The sequence below is a fragment of the Bradyrhizobium sp. DN3 genome (assembly GCF_041357655.1).
Lineage (GTDB): Bacteria > Pseudomonadota > Alphaproteobacteria > Rhizobiales > Xanthobacteraceae > Bradyrhizobium.
In genome coordinates, this window is the sequence record NZ_JAULLN010000008.1 from 222,550 (window position 1) to 237,663 (window position 15,114).

Genomic DNA, 15,114 nt, shown 5'->3' on the forward strand with positions numbered 1-15,114 from the left:
GCACACGCCGATGTCGGCGCGCACTATCATCAGGCGCGTCAGCGCCGATCAGGCCCGGGTTCGAGGAGGATGGTCGGGAGGTTTTGCCGCGAGGCCGTCGCGCAGGCGGTCATTGCCCGGCGCGAGCGCGCTACTCTGCGGCTGCCGCTCGATCTCCGTGCTCGCTCCGGAAGGAGCGGAGAGCGAGAGGCTCAGCATGCACAGCGCGACGAGCGGACAGGAATCGCAGGTCTTGCTCTTGGTCTGATCCGGGCAGCAGGGCATGTCTTCGGACATGCCTTGCGTGTCGTCCGACATCGCCGCCATGCTGCTTCCTGCACCCGATACCGCCATGGCAGATGCCGGCGTCGCCAGCGGTGCGAGCAGGAGCCCGACCGCCACGAGCAGCATCACGACAATCTTGGCGAACCTATTCAGGTGCATGCCTCGTTGTCGCATGGCACGGCGGAACCTGTAAACCGGCCCGACATCACGATTTGGCCAGAGGCGGACGCGGCGGCATCTTGCGCGCGGGGCAATATAGTTCGCGTTAAGCAAATTCTGAATTTTTGGAGGAGCGTGCGATCAGGCACTGCGCTCGGGGCGTTGCGACAACAACGCTTCAGCTGCCGCATCTTGAAGGAGCCAATCTTCTTTGGCTTCGATCGTGACCGCGACGCGGCGGCTCGCCTCCATTGCCCGCTCCAGCCACTTGATGGCCTCGTCGATCCATTCGTCATGGTGCGCTGGATCGGCGATGGCCTTTTCCCGAAATGCGTCTGCCTGCTTCAGGCAAGCGGTTCTGCGGTCCACGCGGCTCTCCCGAGTTTTCCGCCCCGACCGCATCTTTGATGCATCGCGTAATGGACGTCGTTAACATAGGACATGTGACGCGCCGCAAAAACGGAAGGCATCGCGAATGTTTGTTCCCGCCGACGATGCCGGCCTTCGGCATCGCGGGCGCGGCAACTGCGGTCATTACGAACGCGGGAGGGCCCGACCTTCATACATGAACGTCATCGGCTTTGGTCCCCGCATATAGCCGACATTGAGATCCTGGACGGCGAAGCCGTTGGTGCGGATCAGGTCTGCGATGGCGCGGTTGAGATGGCAGCCGCCCGCGATGACCTTCCAGGGCGGGGTCAAACGATCCTGCCACCATTGCACGCTGGGCTCGGGCGCGCGGCCATGCTCGACGAACAGAAGCTGTCCGCCCGGCTTCAGGATACGTCGAGCCTCCGAGAGCGCGCGATTGACGTTGGGGATGCTGCACATCGTCCACGTCGTCACGACGGTGTCCACGCTCGAACTCTCCAGCGGAATAGCTTCCGCGGAGCCTTCGATCAGATCGAGCCGGCTCGCATGCTGCCGACCGGCGTTGCGCGCGACCTCCAGCAGCTTGGGTGATGGATCAATGCCGATGATTTGCGTCACGCTCGGCCCGTAGAATCCGAGATTGAGCCCCGGACCAATGCCGAGCTCAAGGACGCGCCCCGTTGCGGCGGATGCGACCCGGGTACGATAAGGCACGAGCTGGGCCTGGCGCATGGCGAGCTGCGTCAGCCAAGGCAAGATCCTGTCCTGATAGAAGCTCATGCGACTCCTCGGACATCGTATCTGTCTCGCGGGGCCGTGCTGGCCCCGCGTCCTGTCGCGGTGGCCTTACGCCCGTTCTTCCCAGATCATCGCCAGATGCACGATGGTCTGCACCGCCTTCTCCATGTCCTGCCGGCTCACCCATTCCAGCCGCGAATGAAACGCGTGCTCGCCGGCGAAGATGTTGGGGCAGGGCAGTCCCATGAAGGACAGGCGCGAGCCGTCGGTGCCGCCACGGATCGCGGTGCGCATCGGCCGCAGGCCGGCGCGGCGGATCGCCTCGATGGCGTATTCGAGCACGTGCGGGTGCCGGTCGATCACCTGCTTCATGTTGCGGTACTGCTCGCGTACCTCGAATGTGTAGGTCGAGCGCGGATAGTCCTTCATCACGTCCTTGACGATGGTCTCGAGCAGGACCTCCTTCTCCTTCAGCCCTTCCTCGGTGAAGTCGCGGACGATGAAGGAGAGCGTCGCCTGTTCCAGCGCGCCCTCGATGCCGACCGGGTGCAGAAAGCCCTGCTTGCCTGAGGTCGTCTCCGGCGAGCAGCCTTCCTTGGGCAAGCGCTCGACGATGGCGGCCGCGATCTTGATCGCGTGCTCCATCTTTCCCTTGGCATAGCCGGGATGGGCGCTGACGCCGTTGATGGTGATGGTGGCCCCGTCGGCCGAGAAAGTCTCGTCCTCGACGCAGCCGGCGCTCTCGCCGTCCATGGTGTAGCCGAAATCCGCCCCGAGCTTCTTCAAATCGACATTGTCGACGCCGCGGCCGATCTCTTCATCCGGCGTGAACAGGATCTTGATGGTGCCGTGCTTCACATCGGGATTGTTGATGAAGAAATGCGCGGCATCCATGATCTCGGCGACGCCGGCCTTGTTGTCGGCACCCAGCAGTGTGGTGCCGTCGGTCGTGATGATGTCGTTGCCGATCTGGCTCTTCAGCGCAGGGTGCTCGGCGAAGCGGATCACCTGGCTGGTGTCGCCAGGCAGCACGATGTCGCCGCCGCGATAGTTCGTCACCAGCTGCGGCTTGACGTCCTTGCCGGTGACGTCGGGCGAGGTGTCCATGTGCGAGCAGAAGCAGATCACCGGCACCTTCTTAGGTGTGTTGGCCGGGATCGTTCCATAGACATAGCCGTAGTCGTCGAGATGCGCGTCCTCGACGCCCATGGCTTTCAGCTCGGCGGCGAGCACGCGGCCGAGATCCTTCTGCTTCTCGGTCGAAGGCGAAGCGGGGGAGTCCGGATCGGACTGGGTATCGATGGTGACGTAGCGCAGGAAGCGCTCGGTTACAGTATGCGAAAAGGTGAGGGAGGACATTTCTGGTCAAACCGCCGGGTCAGATGAGCAAGGCGATATACCAGAAAAGCGGGCCGCGTTGCGGCTGGAACGAGGTCGGATCAGGCTTAACGAAACGTAATTGCTAGATCGCCTCTTTCAGTTCCTTGACCGGGCGGAACGCGACCTTCCTGCTGGCCTTGATGTGGATCGGCTCGCCGGTGGCGGGATTGCGGCCGGTGCGGGCGGCGCGCTTGCGGACCTGCAGGATGCCGAGACCGACGATCCGGACGCGGTCGCCCTTCTTCAGGTGCTTGGTGATCAGGTCGACCATGTCGGTCAGGACGGCTTCGGCGCGCTTTTTCGACAGGTCCTGGCTCTCCGCAATGTCAGCGGCGAGGTGCTTGAGTGTGATGGTGGCGGGAGCGGCTGCTTTCTTCGCCATGTCTGCCTCCTCGATTCTGGTCGGAGTCCTCTAGGAAGAAGGGAACTCCGCAAGTTCCGCGAGGCGTAGACGATTCGGGAATGGACTGACTACGCGCCTGCACGGCCCGTTAAGCATCGTCTGCATGCGGTGCTTGGTAGGAAGTGCCGGCGTTGCGGCTAACGACGCAACGTCCTTGACTTCACCAAGTCCGGCCTTTAAGTCCCCCCTCGTTCCGCAGACATTTGCGTGTCACGCGGGAGTAGCTCAGTTGGTTAGAGCGCCGGCCTGTCACGCCGGAGGTCGCGGGTTCGAGCCCCGTCTCTCGCGCCATTTCATGGCGGAATACACCCCTCGATCTCATAAAATCAATGGCTTGGCGGCTTGTCTTTACCTGTCGCTGGACATCAAAAAGGCCGCCCAAGGGCGGCCGTTTGGCGTCAAATCGGACCTTTCGTCTCAGCGAATCTCCGAGGAGCCCGCGCTGGTCACCACCACAGGCTTGCCGGCCTTGATCACGTGGGTGGACTGAGCGGTCTGGCTGTAATCGGCATGGGTGCGGGCCGCGATCCCGAAGCCGGCCACCGCAATGCCGGCCACCAGCGCCACCACCACGATCTTCAGGTGGGTCGCACGATCAGCAGAGTGAATTGAGTGGTTCATCTGAGCCTCCCGACGGGCTTTGCCGCCGTCTATGGGCTCCTCTTCTAGGCACTCTCTGTTTCCGGATGGTTTCGCGGGTTCCGCAAAATGGTTTCATTAATACGCCCGCTTGGTTTCGCCGGGCTGGTGGCCTGAAGCGGCGTTAGGCGGCCGCTCGGCCGATGTCATCCCGGATCGAGCGGGCCGCCCAGATGAACAGCAGGGCGCCGAGCGTGGTCGTGACAGCGGCCGAGAGCAAGGAGTAGCGCACGGCATCCGCGCCATAGCTGCCCTTGAGGGCATCGTTGACCGCGCCCACGGCGAGCGGGCCGACACCCTGGCCGAAGCAGGTCGCGGTAAGGGCAATGAGCGCGGAAGCGAGCGCCCGCATGCTCGGCTTGGCCACGGTCTGCGCAATCGCGAAGATCGGCCCGAGATGGAAGCCGACCAGGAACGAGGTCAGCGCCAGCATGGCCACCATCACCGTAAAATCCTGCGTCAGCATGCAGAGCGCGAACACCGGGCCGGCGAAGCCGGAGGTGACCGCGGGCGCCCATAGCTTCCAGCGGTCGTCACGACGGCTGATTTGCGCCACCACGAAGCCGCCGAGCAGGGTGCCGGCCATGCCGGCGAGCCCCTTGAAGGCACCGGCATAGGTGCCGATCTCGGCGCTCGACAGATGGTGCACGCGCGCCAGGAACGGCGGGATCCAGGCTGCGGTCGCGTAGTTCGTGTAGGTGGTGAGGCAGAAGCCGATCAGCACGATCACGAAGCTCCGCTGCGAGGCGAGGAAGCGCAGCGTCGGCTCGAGCGGCTCGGGGACGAAACTCTCCTGCATTGCGCCGCGCTTGGGCTCGGAGATCGTCAGCCACAGCAACAATGCGAGCAGGATGCCGGGCAGGCCCGCGACGTAGAAGGCCATGCGCCAGCCATAGTGCTGGTTGACGTAGCCGCCGACGAAATAGCCGAGGAAGACGCCGAGATAGGTGCCAATGGCGTAGATGCCGAGCGCGCGCGGACGCTCGTTCTTGGCAAAGAGATCGGCGACGATCGATTGCGAGGCCGGCGAGCTCGCGGATTCGCCGATGCCGACGCCGATGCGCGCCAGCACCAGCGAGGTTAGGCTGGTCGCCGCGCCGCACAGTGCCGTCATTGCGCTCCAGAACGCGAAAGCGAGGGCGACGATGTTGCGCCGGTTGAGCCGGTCGGCGACGCGCGCGATGGGGATGCCGAGCAGGGAGTAGAACAGCGCAAAACCAAAGCCTGCGAGCAGGCCCATCATGGTGTCGCTGAGCGCAAACTCCTTCTTGATGGGCTCGATCAGGACGTTGAAGATCGTGCGATCGAGGAAATTCAGCGCATAGATGATGGTGAGCAGGCCCAGCACGTAATAGCGCCGCCCCGACGGCTTTGCTTCGGCCGTTTGCACCGACATTTGTGACGCTACATCGACCATTGCTTCCCCCGATTTGTCTTTGTTGTCGTTGTCGGTCCAGCTGCTCTAGCCTTCGCGGATGTAATTCCCCGCTTCGAATTCGACCGGCGGCGCGGCTGCATCGAACGAGACGCCGATCGGATCACGGCCTGCGGCGAGCGCGTCGAGCTGATCGCTCAGCATGCGCCGGATCATCAGGATGCCGCGGTCGCTCTGGCCGAAATGCTCCTCGGAGTGGACGGTCACCTCGCCCTGGCCGACCTGGGCCTCGTAGTCGCCCGGGAATTGCTGATGCTCTTCCTCGGTCATGTCCCACCAGAACTTGCCGTTGAATTTCGAGCGCATGCGGCCGATGTCGCCTGGATTTTTGACGCGGCCGGCGACGTAGATGCGGAAGGACGTATCGTCGATCGGAAGCACCCAGCCGATCGACTCGACGCGGGCGAATTGCGCAACGCGCGGGTTCGGCACCACGCGCAGCGTCGGCAGCGCGGCCTCGCTGACGCGATAAAACACTTTGCCGTCGTCCTGCTTGCGCTCGGAGCGCACGAGCACACCGCGCGGCGATTTCTCGAACTTCACCTCGGGGATCGAGGCCATCATGTTGGTGAATTGCGGGCCCGAGAACGAGCCGTGCAGCACCGGCACGTGGTATGGATCGACCACGTTCTCGAAGTGCTGGAGCCAGTTGCAGGGGATGATGGCGGGCCCGCCGCCGCCGATCGAGGAATCGTCGGCCTCGACGAGCTCGCCGTCATCCATGTTTTCCAGACATTCGTAGGTCGGCAGCACCGGACGTTTCTCGGCCGGGCCCATATAGGCGAAGATCAGGCCGTAGCGTTCCTCGACCGGATACCAGGGCTGACGCACCTTGTCCTTGAACTGGCCGCCGTCAGGCTCGCAGGGCTGCTCCAGGCAGTGGCCTTCGGTGTCGAACTTCCAGCCGTGATAGCAGCAGCGGATGCCGTCCTCCTCGACCTTGCCATAGTAGAGCGTGGTGCCGCGGTGGCAGCAGCGGGCGTGCAACAGGCCGGCGCGCCCATGCTTGTCACGGAAGAGGACGAGATCCTCTCCGAGCGCGCGCACCTTTTTCGGCGTGTCGGTGGCATCGCTGGTGAGCCCGACCGGGTGCCAGTAGCGACGGAGCAGTTCGCCCATCGGCGTGCCGCGCACGACCGAGGTGAACTTGGTGCGCGTATGCGCCGGCTTCATCGCATAGGCCGTGCCGAGATCGCGATCCCGCTGGGTGATGGTCATGCTGCTCCTCCCGCTCTGGGCCGTGCTGGCCCGGCCTTTTTCATGCCTTGTCCCGAGTGAAAGATAATTCGATGACAATGTCAACGATCTTCCAAATGCCTCTTAGACGCATCCGGATCAGATTGGGGGAGGCCGCCGCGACCCGGGCTTGGCACGCCCCGGCTTTCTTGGCAGAGGTGGAATCATGAGCGAGACGGAGAGCAGGGGCGGGTCGACGTCGTCCGAAACGGACGAGAGCGCGCCGGCGGCGCCGGTCACCGCGATGCTGTCGTCGCGGCTGATGGTGCTCGCCAACCTGCTCAAGCGCGGCGCCATCCTGCGCTACAAGCGTCTCACAGGACTGAACTCAGTCGAGTTCGGTCTTGTCGCCTCGCTTGGGCGGCGGCCGCCCATGAGCGTGGCGCGGCTCGCCGAGGCCGTCGGCCAAGACAAGGGACAGATCAGCCGCGCGCTGGCAAACCTATTGTCGCGCAAGCTGATCGCGAAAACGGCAAATCCGAAGGACAGCCGCGAGGTGCTGATCTCGCTGACTGCGACGGGCCTCGCCGCGCATGATGCGATCGTCGATGGCGCGCAGGAACGCAATCGACGCCTGCTGCAACATTTGAGCGAAGCCGAGTTCCACACGCTGCTGCGGCAGGTCGATCAGCTCACGGCGATCGCCGCCGAGATGCTCGAGAGCGAGAAGAATTCGCGCTGATGTCTCGGCAATCTCTGGAAATGTTGGAGCGCTTCTAAGAATTCTTCTAAGAAGTTTTCAATTAGGCAATTCGCGCGCCCTCACATAAGCGTCACCGCAGCGCATGTCGCCGCGGGGACTGGCGGCATGATGCATCAAAACATGCAGCTTGGGGTGGCGCGTTGAACAGTCTTGGAATGCTGCGGTCGGCCGTGTTGGCGACCGCATCCGCTTGGGTCTTGATGCCGCAGGCATCGCTCGCACAATCGTCCGCGCAGGGTGGCGCGCAGAACATTCCGTCGGTGACGGTCACGGCGCCGGAAGCGCGCCGCCGCACTGCTGCGACCCCTCAGCGTCGTGCGCCGCGGTCGTCGGAGCAGACCGCCAACAGGAACAAGCCGCAGCCGCAGCGCAATGTCGGCTTCGTCGAGACGCCGCGCGGTCCGGTGAACGGCTACGTCGCCGGCCGCAGCTCGTCCGGCACCAAGACCAACACGCCGATCATGGAGACGCCGCAGGCGGTGTCCGTCATCGGTGCGGAGCAGATTCGCGACCAGAAGCCGAACAAGCTCGACGAGGTGCTGCGCTACACCGCCGGCGTGCGCGCCGGAACGTTTGGCACAGACACCCGCAACGACTGGTGGCTGATCCGCGGCTTCAAGTCCGAGGACATCGGACTGTTCCTCGACGGCATGCAGCTGTTCTACACGTCCTATGCGAGCTGGAAGCTCCAGGCGCCCAACATGGAGCGCGTCGAGGTGCTGCGCGGCCCGTCAGCCGTGCTCTACGGCGGATCGAGCCCAAGCGGCATCGTCAACGTCATCAGCAAGATGCCGCCGGCCGAGCCGATCCGCTATATCGAGACCGGCGTCAACAATTTCGGCAACGCCTATATCGGCTTCGATTTCGGCGGACCGGTCGCGACGAGCCCCGAGAACGGCAAGCTGTTCGCCCGCGTGGTCGGCCAGGTCCAGAACGGCGGCACCCAGGTCAACTTCACGCCAGACAACAACTACTTCATCGCGCCGTCGGTCACCTGGAAGCCGGATGCCGATACGACCTTGACGGTGCTGGCCTCGGCCTCGAAGCAGGACACCCGCGGCATCAACTTTCTGCCTTACCAGGGGACGGTGACCAGCGCGTCGTTCGGCAAAATTCCCACCAGCTTCTTCGTCGGCGATCCCAGCGTCGACAAGTTCACGCGCGAGCAGGAGATGCTCGGCTATCAGTTCGAGCGCAATCTCACTGACGACCTGACGTTCCGTCAGAACGCCCGCTTTGCGCATGTCGACATCACCTACCGCGGCTATGTCGGCAACGGTTGGGCCGACATCAACACGGCCACTCTCAATCGGTACAATTGGTATGCGAAGAACACTGCCAATCAGGCCAATCTCGACAACCAGCTCGAGTACCGCTTCGACACCGGCCCGGTCAGGCACACGATGCTGTTCGGGGTCGACCTGAGGGGCTACCAGATCGACGACTATCAGGCCTTCAACTTCACCACCGTGCCGCCGATCAATGTGTTCAACCCGGCCTATGGTACGAACATTCCGATCACCGGCGCGCCCTTCCGCAATTTCCTGATCACGCAGAAGCAGGCCGGCACCTACATCCAGGACCAGATGAAGCTCGGTAACTTCACGCTGGTGTTGAGCGGCCGTAACGATTGGGTCGAGACCACGCAGGCCGCGCGTGACACGGGCGCCGTTGTCGGCCAGCGCGACGACAGCAGATTCAGCGGACGCGCAGGATTGGTCTATAATTTCGACAACGGCATCGCGCCTTACGTCTCTTACGCGACCAGCTACAATCCAATCATCGGCATCAATACTGCAACGAACCGCCTGTTCCTGCCGGAGACCGGCCAGCAGGCCGAGATCGGCGTAAAGGTCGCGCCCAAGGGCTTTGATGGCTATTTCACCGCCTCGGTCTTCGACCTGAAACGTCAGAACGTGACCACCACCGATCCGGTCATCACCACGTTGCAGAATCAGACTGGCGAGGTGACCTCGCGCGGCATCGAGCTCGAAGCTGTGGCCAATGCCACGAAAGAGCTGAAGTTCATCGGCGCCTTCACGGCCTATCATCTCTTCACCAGCAAGGATCTCAATCCGGCATTGGTCGGCAAGACGCCGACCAACACGCCCGAGATGCTGGTGTCGGGCTGGGCGGACTACACCTTCAAGGAAGGACTGCTGACTGGCTTCGGCTTCGGCGGCGGCGTGCGCTATGTCGGTTCGTCCTGGGCCGACCAGGCCAACACCCTCGAAGTTCCCGCGGTGGTGCTCGGTGATCTCGCGGTCCACTACGAATGGCAGAACTGGCGGACGGCGCTCAACGTGATCAACGTGACCGACAAGATGTATGTCGCGAGCTGCGCGTCGGCCACGTCCTGCTTCTACGGCGACCGCCGGCGCGTGACCGCCAGCGTGTCCTACAAATGGTAGGCACGGGCGAGGGAGGGCGATCGTGAAGGCGCGCACGGTCAGGCTCTGGTCCGTGGTCCACACCTGGACCAGCCTGATCTCGACCGTGTTCCTGCTGCTGCTCTGCCTCACCGGCCTGCCGCTGGTGTTCCACCACGAGATCGATGAGCTCCTGGGCTATGCCCCCCAGCCCGAAGCTCATGCGGGCGCGGCACGCGCGACGCCGCAAGCCGTCGCCGAGGCCGCGCTCGCCGCCGATCCCGGCCGGGTGATGCAATATATCTCCTGGGACAAGGACGAGCCCGGGATCGTTATGGCCTTCACCAACAGCGCCCCTGATGGGGTTCCCGACAATGCGACGGTGCGAGCGTTCGACGCCGTCTCGGCCAAGCTGCTCGGGCCTGTCGGGGTCGGGCCGATGCTGATCGTGCTCAAGCTGCACACCGACATGTTCGCCGGCCAGGCCGGAAAACTGTTCCTCGGTGCGATGGGGTTCTTGTTCGCCGTCGCCATCGTCTCGGGCGTGGTGCTGTATTGGCCGTTCACCCGCCGCCTGCGCTTTGCCACCATCCGCGATCACGCCTCCCGTCGCGTGCGCTGGCTCGACTGGCACAACCTGATCGGCGTGGTGACGGTGGCCTGGGCGCTGGTGGTCGGGCTGACCGGCGTCGTCAACACCTGGGCCGAGCTGATGCTGAACCAGTGGAAGGCGACCGAGCTCGCCAGCATGGTCGCGCCCTATGCCGGCAAGCCGCCGCCCGCGCATCTCGCCTCACTCGATGATGTCGTCGCGCGCGCGAAGCGGGCGGCTCCCGGCATGGAGATCGCCTTCATCGCGTTTCCGGGCACGCCGTTCACGTCCTCGCATCATTTCGCCGCCTTCATGCGGGGCGATACGGCCCTGACGGCGCGGCTGCTCAAGCCTGTCCTGCTGGACGGCGAAAGCGGGGAGGTCGCCGACAGCCGGGCACTGCCGCTCTATCTGCAGGCGCTCTTGATCTCGCAGCCGCTGCATTTCGGCGACTACGGCGGCATGCCGCTCAAGGTGATCTGGGCCGCGCTCGACGTGCTCACGATCGTCGTGATCGGCAGCGGCCTCTATCTCTGGCTGGCGCGGCGGCGGAAGCGGTCCTCCGCCCGCGCCGACGCATTCGCCAGACGAGTTCCGGTCCCGTCGTGATGCATGGCTCGCCCGACCGCTCGCGGCTGTGGATACGTGTCTTTGCTGCACCTATCCTGCTGGCGGCCGCCACCATCACCGGCTTGCTGGCCGCGTTGCTTTGGGGCGAGGCCGGCCAATATGTCGCCTGGGTGACGGTAGGGGCGCCTGTCCTGGTTGTAGTCTGGACTTTGCTGCGCCCCAGCCTAGATAAAGTGCGCTTTCCCAACAGTGGCCGTCACGGCCGAGCGCGCGTGGACTGATCGGGGATCGCCCTTGCTGGGTCAGCTGTTCTGCTCCATACCAGCGCGGGGTGATTCCGGGATTTCCACCGTTCTGGGAGCGGCAAAGGGCCTGAAAAGAGCGTGTCTTGCGCCCATTGGTGCACTGCGCTAAGGCTCAGAATAATTCCAAATCGGACGAATCCGTGGCTGTCCCGAGGCTGCGGGAAAAAGGGCTCGTCGATGAGCGGCATTCTAGAGAACTATCTTCCACTCGTTGTCTTTATAGGGGTCGCGGGCCTCATCGGCCTCGTGCTGCTGATCGCGCCCTTCATCGTGGCGTTCCAGCAGCCGGACCCGGAAAAACTGTCGGCATATGAGTGCGGTTTCAACGCCTTCGACGACGCCCGCATGAAGTTCGACGTCCGCTTCTACCTGGTCGCCATCCTCTTCATCATCTTCGACCTCGAGGTGGCGTTCCTGTTTCCGTGGGCGGTGGCGTTCGGCAAGCTTGGCGCGACCGGCTTCTGGTCCATGGTGGTGTTCCTCGCCGTGCTGACGGTCGGGTTCGCCTATGAATGGAAAAAAGGGGCACTGGAATGGGATTGAACCCTCCTACTCAGTCCTTGGCTCCGGTCGTCGCGCCGGCCGCAAAGGGCATCCTGGATCCGTCGACCGGTAAGCCGGTCGGGGCCAATGATCCGTTCTTCCTCGAGGTCAAGCACGAGCTGTCCGACAAGGGCTTCTTCGTCGCGGCCACCGATGATCTCATCACTTGGGCGCGCACCGGCTCCTTGATGTGGATGACCTTTGGTCTCGCCTGCTGCGCGGTCGAGATGATGCAGGTCTCGATGCCGCGCTACGACGTCGAGCGCTTCGGCTTCGCGCCGCGTGCCTCGCCGCGCCAGTCCGACGTCATGATCGTCGCGGGCACCCTGACCAACAAGATGGCCCCGGCGCTGCGCAAGGTCTACGACCAGATGCCCGAGCCGCGCTACGTCATCTCGATGGGCTCCTGCGCCAATGGCGGGGGCTACTATCACTATTCCTACTCGGTCGTGCGTGGCTGCGACCGCATCGTGCCGATCGACATCTATGTGCCGGGCTGCCCGCCTACGGCGGAAGCGCTGCTCTACGGCGTGCTGCTGCTGCAGAAGAAGATCCGCCGCACCGGCACCATCGAACGCTAAGGTTTTACGTCATGGACGACGCCAAGCTCGACGCCCTGGGGCAGACGATCGTTAGCGCGCTTCCGGGCGCCGCTACTGCTCACTCGGTGGCCTTCAATCAGCTCACGGTGGACGTCGAGGCCGCCAAGATCGTCGAGGTGGTCAAGTACCTGCGCGACGATCCGAACTGCCGTTTCGTCAACATCACCGACATCACGGCGGTGGACTATCCGGATCGCGAGAAGCGTTTCGACGTGATCTATCACTTCCTGTCCCCGACGCTGAACACGCGGATCCGGCTCAAGGCCCAAGCCGACGAGACCACGCAGGTGCCGTCGCTGATCGACGAATTCCCTGGCGCCGACTGGTTCGAGCGCGAGGCCTACGACCTCTACGGCGTGTTCTTCGTCGGCCATCCCGACATGCGCCGCATCCTCACCGATTACGGTTTCGAGGGCCATCCGCTGCGCAAGGATTTCCCGCTGACCGGTTTCGTCGAGGTCCGCTACGACGACCAGGAGAAGCGGGTGGTGTACGAGCCTGTCAGGCTCAACCAGGAGTTCCGCAAGTTCGATTTCCTCTCGCCGTGGGAAGGGGCGGACTATCCGTTGCCGGGGGATGAAAAAGCGGGGCCGAAGAGCTGATCATGAACGAGCAACCGCAGAATCTCCGTAACTTCACCATCAATTTCGGCCCGCAGCATCCGGCGGCGCACGGCGTGTTGCGGCTGGTGCTGGAGCTCGACGGCGAAGTCGTCGAGCGCGTCGATCCGCATATCGGCCTGCTTCACCGCGGCACCGAGAAGCTGATCGAGCAGAAGACCTATCTGCAGGCGATTCCTTATTTCGACCGGCTCGACTACGTCGCGCCGATGAACCAGGAGCATGCCTTCTGCTTGGCTGCCGAAAAGCTGCTCGGCATCGAGGTGCCGCGCCGCGGCCAGCTCATCCGCATGCTCTATTGCGAGATCGGCCGCATCCTGTCGCATCTGCTCAACGTCACCACGCAGGCGATGGACGTCGGCGCGCTGACCCCGCCGCTGTGGGGTTTCGAAGAGCGCGAGAAGCTGATGGTGTTCTACGAGCGCGCTTCGGGCAGCCGTATGCATGCGGCCTTCTTCCGCGTCGGCGGCGTGCATCAGGACCTGCCGCAGAAGCTGGTCGACGACATCGAGGCTTGGTGCGACCCGTTCCTGAAGGTGGTCGACGACCTCGACCGTCTGCTCACTGCCAACCGCATCTTCAAGCAGCGCAACGTCGACATTGGCGTCGTGTCGCTCAAGGAGGCCTGGGAGTGGGGTTTCTCGGGCGTCATGGTGCGCGGCTCGGGCGCGGCCTGGGACCTGCGCAAATCGCAGCCCTATGAATGCTATGCCGAGATGGATTTCGACATCCCGATCGGCAAGAACGGCGACTGCTACGACCGCTATCTGATCCGCATGGAAGAGATGCGCCAGTCCGTGCGCATCATGAAGCAGTGCATCCAGAAGCTGAATGCGCCCGAGGGCAAGGGCCCGGTCGTCGTCGCCGACAACAAGGTCGCGCCGCCGCGCCGTGGCGAGATGAAGCGCTCGATGGAAGCGCTGATCCACCACTTCAAGCTCTACACCGAGGGCGTCCACGTTCCGCCCGGCGAAGTCTATGCCGCGGTCGAGGCGCCCAAGGGCGAGTTCGGCGTCTATCTCGTCTCCGACGGCACTAACAAGCCCTACAAGTGCAAGATCCGCGCGCCGGGCTTTGCCCATCTCCAGGCCATGGACCACGTCTGCCGCGGCCATCTGCTCGCCGACGTCTCGGCGATCCTCGGCTCGCTCGACATCGTGTTCGGAGAGGTCGATCGGTGATGGCGCAGGCGCCAATCCAGTTTGACCGTGCCTCGGGGGCCCTTGAAGGGGCCAACCTGTGGGAGCGGACGGCTGCCTTGGCGTTGGTGACGGGATCGAAGATCTCCTCGCACTTCTCGCATATGGGCTACATCGCCTGCGCCAATTTGCTGGCGAAGACGCTGCCCAAGCGCAACATCGCGATCAGGCTCAATCCCGACGCCGTGTTCGAGTTCCCCTACGGCGACGGCTATTGGAGCAAGCTGCTCAACCGCTCCTACAATTACGAGGACGAGCTCGAGCTGCTATTCGCCGACTCCATCGACGTCGACTACACGCTGCTCGATTGCGGCGCCAATTACGGCTACTGGTCGGTGCTGGTGTCGAGCAGGCCGTTCGGTTCGCACAAGGCGATCGCGATCGAGCCGTCGGGCCAGAATTATCCGAAGCTCGCCAACAATGCCCGCATCAATGAGGGCCGCTTCGAGACGATGAAATGCGCGATCGGCGCGGCCCGCGGCACCGCGCGCTTGTCCGGCACCAAGCATGAAGCCTTCAGCATCGCCGGCGATCCCTCAGTGGGCGGCGAGGATGTGCCTGTCATCGCGCTCGACAACCTGATCGATGACGGCAAGGTTGCCGCCAGCGGCAAGTATCTGATCAAGCTCGACGTCGAGGGCGTCGAGATCGAGGCGATCAAGGGCGGTGCCCGGCTGCTCCAGGCCGACAGCGTCATCATGTGCGAGGAGCACGGCAGCGACCGCTCTCATGCGGTGTCGCGCTACATCCTCGAGCAGACCCCGTTGAAGCTGATCGTGTTCGATCCGCGCAGCAACCGGATGGAGACCGTGACCGAGCTGTCGATCCTCGACCGCATCAAGGTCTCGACCCATGTCGGCTACAACGTTTTCGGCACCGCAAGCGCATTCTGGCAGGACAGGATCGATGCCCTGAATGCCAAGAACCTGAATGCCAAGAATCTGAATGCCATGTCCGCGCGCCGCATGCAGTGAGAGATTGAAGA

At 63.6% G+C, this 15,114-nt stretch carries 16 protein-coding genes and 1 tRNA gene; 9 read left to right on the forward strand and 8 right to left on the reverse strand.

Translation table 11 applies throughout. The features are described from left to right. Positions 1 to 48: 48 nt before the first annotated feature. The 5 genes from AAE027_RS14710 to AAE027_RS14730 all read right to left on the reverse strand — a co-directional run bounded on the left by AAE027_RS14710 (position 49) and on the right by AAE027_RS14730 (position 3,295). The gene (locus AAE027_RS14710; RefSeq protein ID WP_370985988.1) at positions 49 to 423 is read right to left on the reverse strand and encodes a hypothetical protein; all 375 of its coding nucleotides are present in this window, start codon (positions 421 to 423) and stop codon (positions 49 to 51) included. A 141-nt stretch (positions 424 to 564) separates the two neighbouring features. Continuing rightward, on the reverse strand, positions 565 to 792 hold the full coding sequence (locus tag AAE027_RS14715) for a hypothetical protein (RefSeq protein WP_128933435.1): 228 nt from the start codon (positions 790 to 792) through the stop codon (positions 565 to 567). 165 nt (positions 793 to 957) lie between these two features. Then, the gene (locus AAE027_RS14720; protein WP_091886025.1) at positions 958 to 1,575 is read right to left on the reverse strand and encodes a class I SAM-dependent methyltransferase; all 618 of its coding nucleotides are present in this window, start codon (positions 1,573 to 1,575) and stop codon (positions 958 to 960) included. 66 nt (positions 1,576 to 1,641) lie between these two features. Then, on the reverse strand, positions 1,642 to 2,892 hold the full coding sequence (gene pepT / locus AAE027_RS14725; protein WP_370985990.1) for a peptidase T: 1,251 nt from the start codon (positions 2,890 to 2,892) through the stop codon (positions 1,642 to 1,644). Between the two features lie 103 nt (positions 2,893 to 2,995). Continuing rightward, positions 2,996 to 3,295: an HU family DNA-binding protein gene (locus AAE027_RS14730; protein ID WP_091886018.1), complete on the reverse strand. Its 300-nt coding sequence runs from the start codon at positions 3,293 to 3,295 to the stop codon at positions 2,996 to 2,998. A 235-nt stretch (positions 3,296 to 3,530) separates the two neighbouring features. Between AAE027_RS14730 and AAE027_RS14735 the strand changes: the two genes are divergently transcribed. After that, positions 3,531 to 3,607 (forward strand) — tRNA-Asp (locus tag AAE027_RS14735). Between the two features lie 126 nt (positions 3,608 to 3,733). Here the strand turns inward: AAE027_RS14735 and AAE027_RS14740 are convergent. The 3 genes from AAE027_RS14740 to AAE027_RS14750 form a co-directional block, all read right to left on the reverse strand. Continuing rightward, on the reverse strand, positions 3,734 to 3,937 hold the full coding sequence (locus AAE027_RS14740; RefSeq protein ID WP_370985992.1) for a hypothetical protein: 204 nt from the start codon (positions 3,935 to 3,937) through the stop codon (positions 3,734 to 3,736). A 142-nt stretch (positions 3,938 to 4,079) separates the two neighbouring features. Next, entirely contained in the window at positions 4,080 to 5,372 is a 1,293-nt protein-coding gene (locus tag AAE027_RS14745; RefSeq protein ID WP_370985993.1) for a spinster family MFS transporter, read from the reverse strand. Positions 5,373 to 5,417: 45 nt separating this feature from the next. Beyond that, entirely contained in the window at positions 5,418 to 6,608 is a 1,191-nt protein-coding gene (locus AAE027_RS14750) for a Rieske 2Fe-2S domain-containing protein (RefSeq protein WP_370985994.1), read from the reverse strand. A gap of 184 nt (positions 6,609 to 6,792) precedes the next feature. Here AAE027_RS14750 and AAE027_RS14755 point away from each other — a divergent pair, with 184 nt between their 5' ends. From AAE027_RS14755 to AAE027_RS14790, 8 genes are all read left to right on the forward strand, one after another. Continuing rightward, entirely contained in the window at positions 6,793 to 7,308 is a 516-nt protein-coding gene (locus tag AAE027_RS14755; RefSeq protein ID WP_128933439.1) for a MarR family winged helix-turn-helix transcriptional regulator, read from the forward strand. A gap of 176 nt (positions 7,309 to 7,484) precedes the next feature. Next, positions 7,485 to 9,740, forward strand: coding sequence for a TonB-dependent siderophore receptor (locus AAE027_RS14760; RefSeq protein WP_370985995.1), 2,256 nt, complete (start codon positions 7,485 to 7,487; stop codon positions 9,738 to 9,740). 22 nt (positions 9,741 to 9,762) lie between these two features. Beyond that, positions 9,763 to 10,899, forward strand: a complete 1,137-nt coding sequence (locus AAE027_RS14765; RefSeq protein ID WP_370985996.1) for a PepSY-associated TM helix domain-containing protein — start codon at positions 9,763 to 9,765, stop codon at positions 10,897 to 10,899. A 443-nt stretch (positions 10,900 to 11,342) separates the two neighbouring features. After that, positions 11,343 to 11,708: an NADH-quinone oxidoreductase subunit A gene (locus tag AAE027_RS14770; protein WP_091886001.1), complete on the forward strand. Its 366-nt coding sequence runs from the start codon at positions 11,343 to 11,345 to the stop codon at positions 11,706 to 11,708. Further along, the gene (locus tag AAE027_RS14775) at positions 11,699 to 12,289 is read left to right on the forward strand and encodes a NuoB/complex I 20 kDa subunit family protein (protein ID WP_164940344.1); all 591 of its coding nucleotides are present in this window, start codon (positions 11,699 to 11,701) and stop codon (positions 12,287 to 12,289) included. Before AAE027_RS14770 ends, AAE027_RS14775 begins: the two co-directional genes overlap by 10 nt. Before the next feature lie 11 nt (positions 12,290 to 12,300). Then, complete coding sequence (locus AAE027_RS14780) at positions 12,301 to 12,912, forward strand: NADH-quinone oxidoreductase subunit C (protein ID WP_370985997.1); 612 nt, start codon at positions 12,301 to 12,303, stop codon at positions 12,910 to 12,912. 2 nt (positions 12,913 to 12,914) lie between these two features. Continuing rightward, positions 12,915 to 14,111 carry an NADH-quinone oxidoreductase subunit D gene (locus AAE027_RS14785; protein ID WP_370985998.1) on the forward strand — a complete coding sequence of 399 codons (1,197 nt, stop codon included), beginning with the start codon at positions 12,915 to 12,917 and terminating at the stop codon, positions 14,109 to 14,111. Next, on the forward strand, positions 14,111 to 15,103 hold the full coding sequence (locus AAE027_RS14790) for an FkbM family methyltransferase (RefSeq protein ID WP_370985999.1): 993 nt from the start codon (positions 14,111 to 14,113) through the stop codon (positions 15,101 to 15,103). The genes AAE027_RS14785 and AAE027_RS14790 overlap by 1 nt, the downstream gene beginning before the upstream one ends. The last annotated feature ends 11 nt before the right edge of the window (positions 15,104 to 15,114 follow it).

What these genes read in the sequence shown, in the direction of transcription:
- AAE027_RS14710 (WP_370985988.1), bottom strand. Translation starts at nt 423, where the DNA reads ATGCACCTGAATAGGTTCGCCAAGATTGTCGTGATGCTGCTCGTGGCG.
- AAE027_RS14720 (WP_091886025.1), bottom strand. Translation starts at nt 1,575, where the DNA reads ATGAGCTTCTATCAGGACAGGATCTTGCCTTGGCTGACGCAGCTCGCC.
- pepT (WP_370985990.1), bottom strand. Translation starts at nt 2,892, where the DNA reads ATGTCCTCCCTCACCTTTTCGCATACTGTAACCGAGCGCTTCCTGCGC.
- AAE027_RS14730 (WP_091886018.1), bottom strand. Translation starts at nt 3,295, where the DNA reads ATGGCGAAGAAAGCAGCCGCTCCCGCCACCATCACACTCAAGCACCTC.
- AAE027_RS14740 (WP_370985992.1), bottom strand. Translation starts at nt 3,937, where the DNA reads ATGAACCACTCAATTCACTCTGCTGATCGTGCGACCCACCTGAAGATC.
- AAE027_RS14745 (WP_370985993.1), bottom strand. Translation starts at nt 5,372, where the DNA reads ATGGTCGATGTAGCGTCACAAATGTCGGTGCAAACGGCCGAAGCAAAG.
- AAE027_RS14750 (WP_370985994.1), bottom strand. Translation starts at nt 6,608, where the DNA reads ATGACCATCACCCAGCGGGATCGCGATCTCGGCACGGCCTATGCGATG.
- AAE027_RS14755 (WP_128933439.1), top strand. Translation starts at nt 6,793, where the DNA reads ATGAGCGAGACGGAGAGCAGGGGCGGGTCGACGTCGTCCGAAACGGAC.
- AAE027_RS14760 (WP_370985995.1), top strand. Translation starts at nt 7,485, where the DNA reads ATGCTGCGGTCGGCCGTGTTGGCGACCGCATCCGCTTGGGTCTTGATG.
- AAE027_RS14770 (WP_091886001.1), top strand. Translation starts at nt 11,343, where the DNA reads ATGAGCGGCATTCTAGAGAACTATCTTCCACTCGTTGTCTTTATAGGG.
- AAE027_RS14775 (WP_164940344.1), top strand. Translation starts at nt 11,699, where the DNA reads ATGGGATTGAACCCTCCTACTCAGTCCTTGGCTCCGGTCGTCGCGCCG.
- AAE027_RS14780 (WP_370985997.1), top strand. Translation starts at nt 12,301, where the DNA reads ATGGACGACGCCAAGCTCGACGCCCTGGGGCAGACGATCGTTAGCGCG.
- AAE027_RS14785 (WP_370985998.1), top strand. Translation starts at nt 12,915, where the DNA reads ATGAACGAGCAACCGCAGAATCTCCGTAACTTCACCATCAATTTCGGC.
- AAE027_RS14790 (WP_370985999.1), top strand. Translation starts at nt 14,111, where the DNA reads ATGGCGCAGGCGCCAATCCAGTTTGACCGTGCCTCGGGGGCCCTTGAA.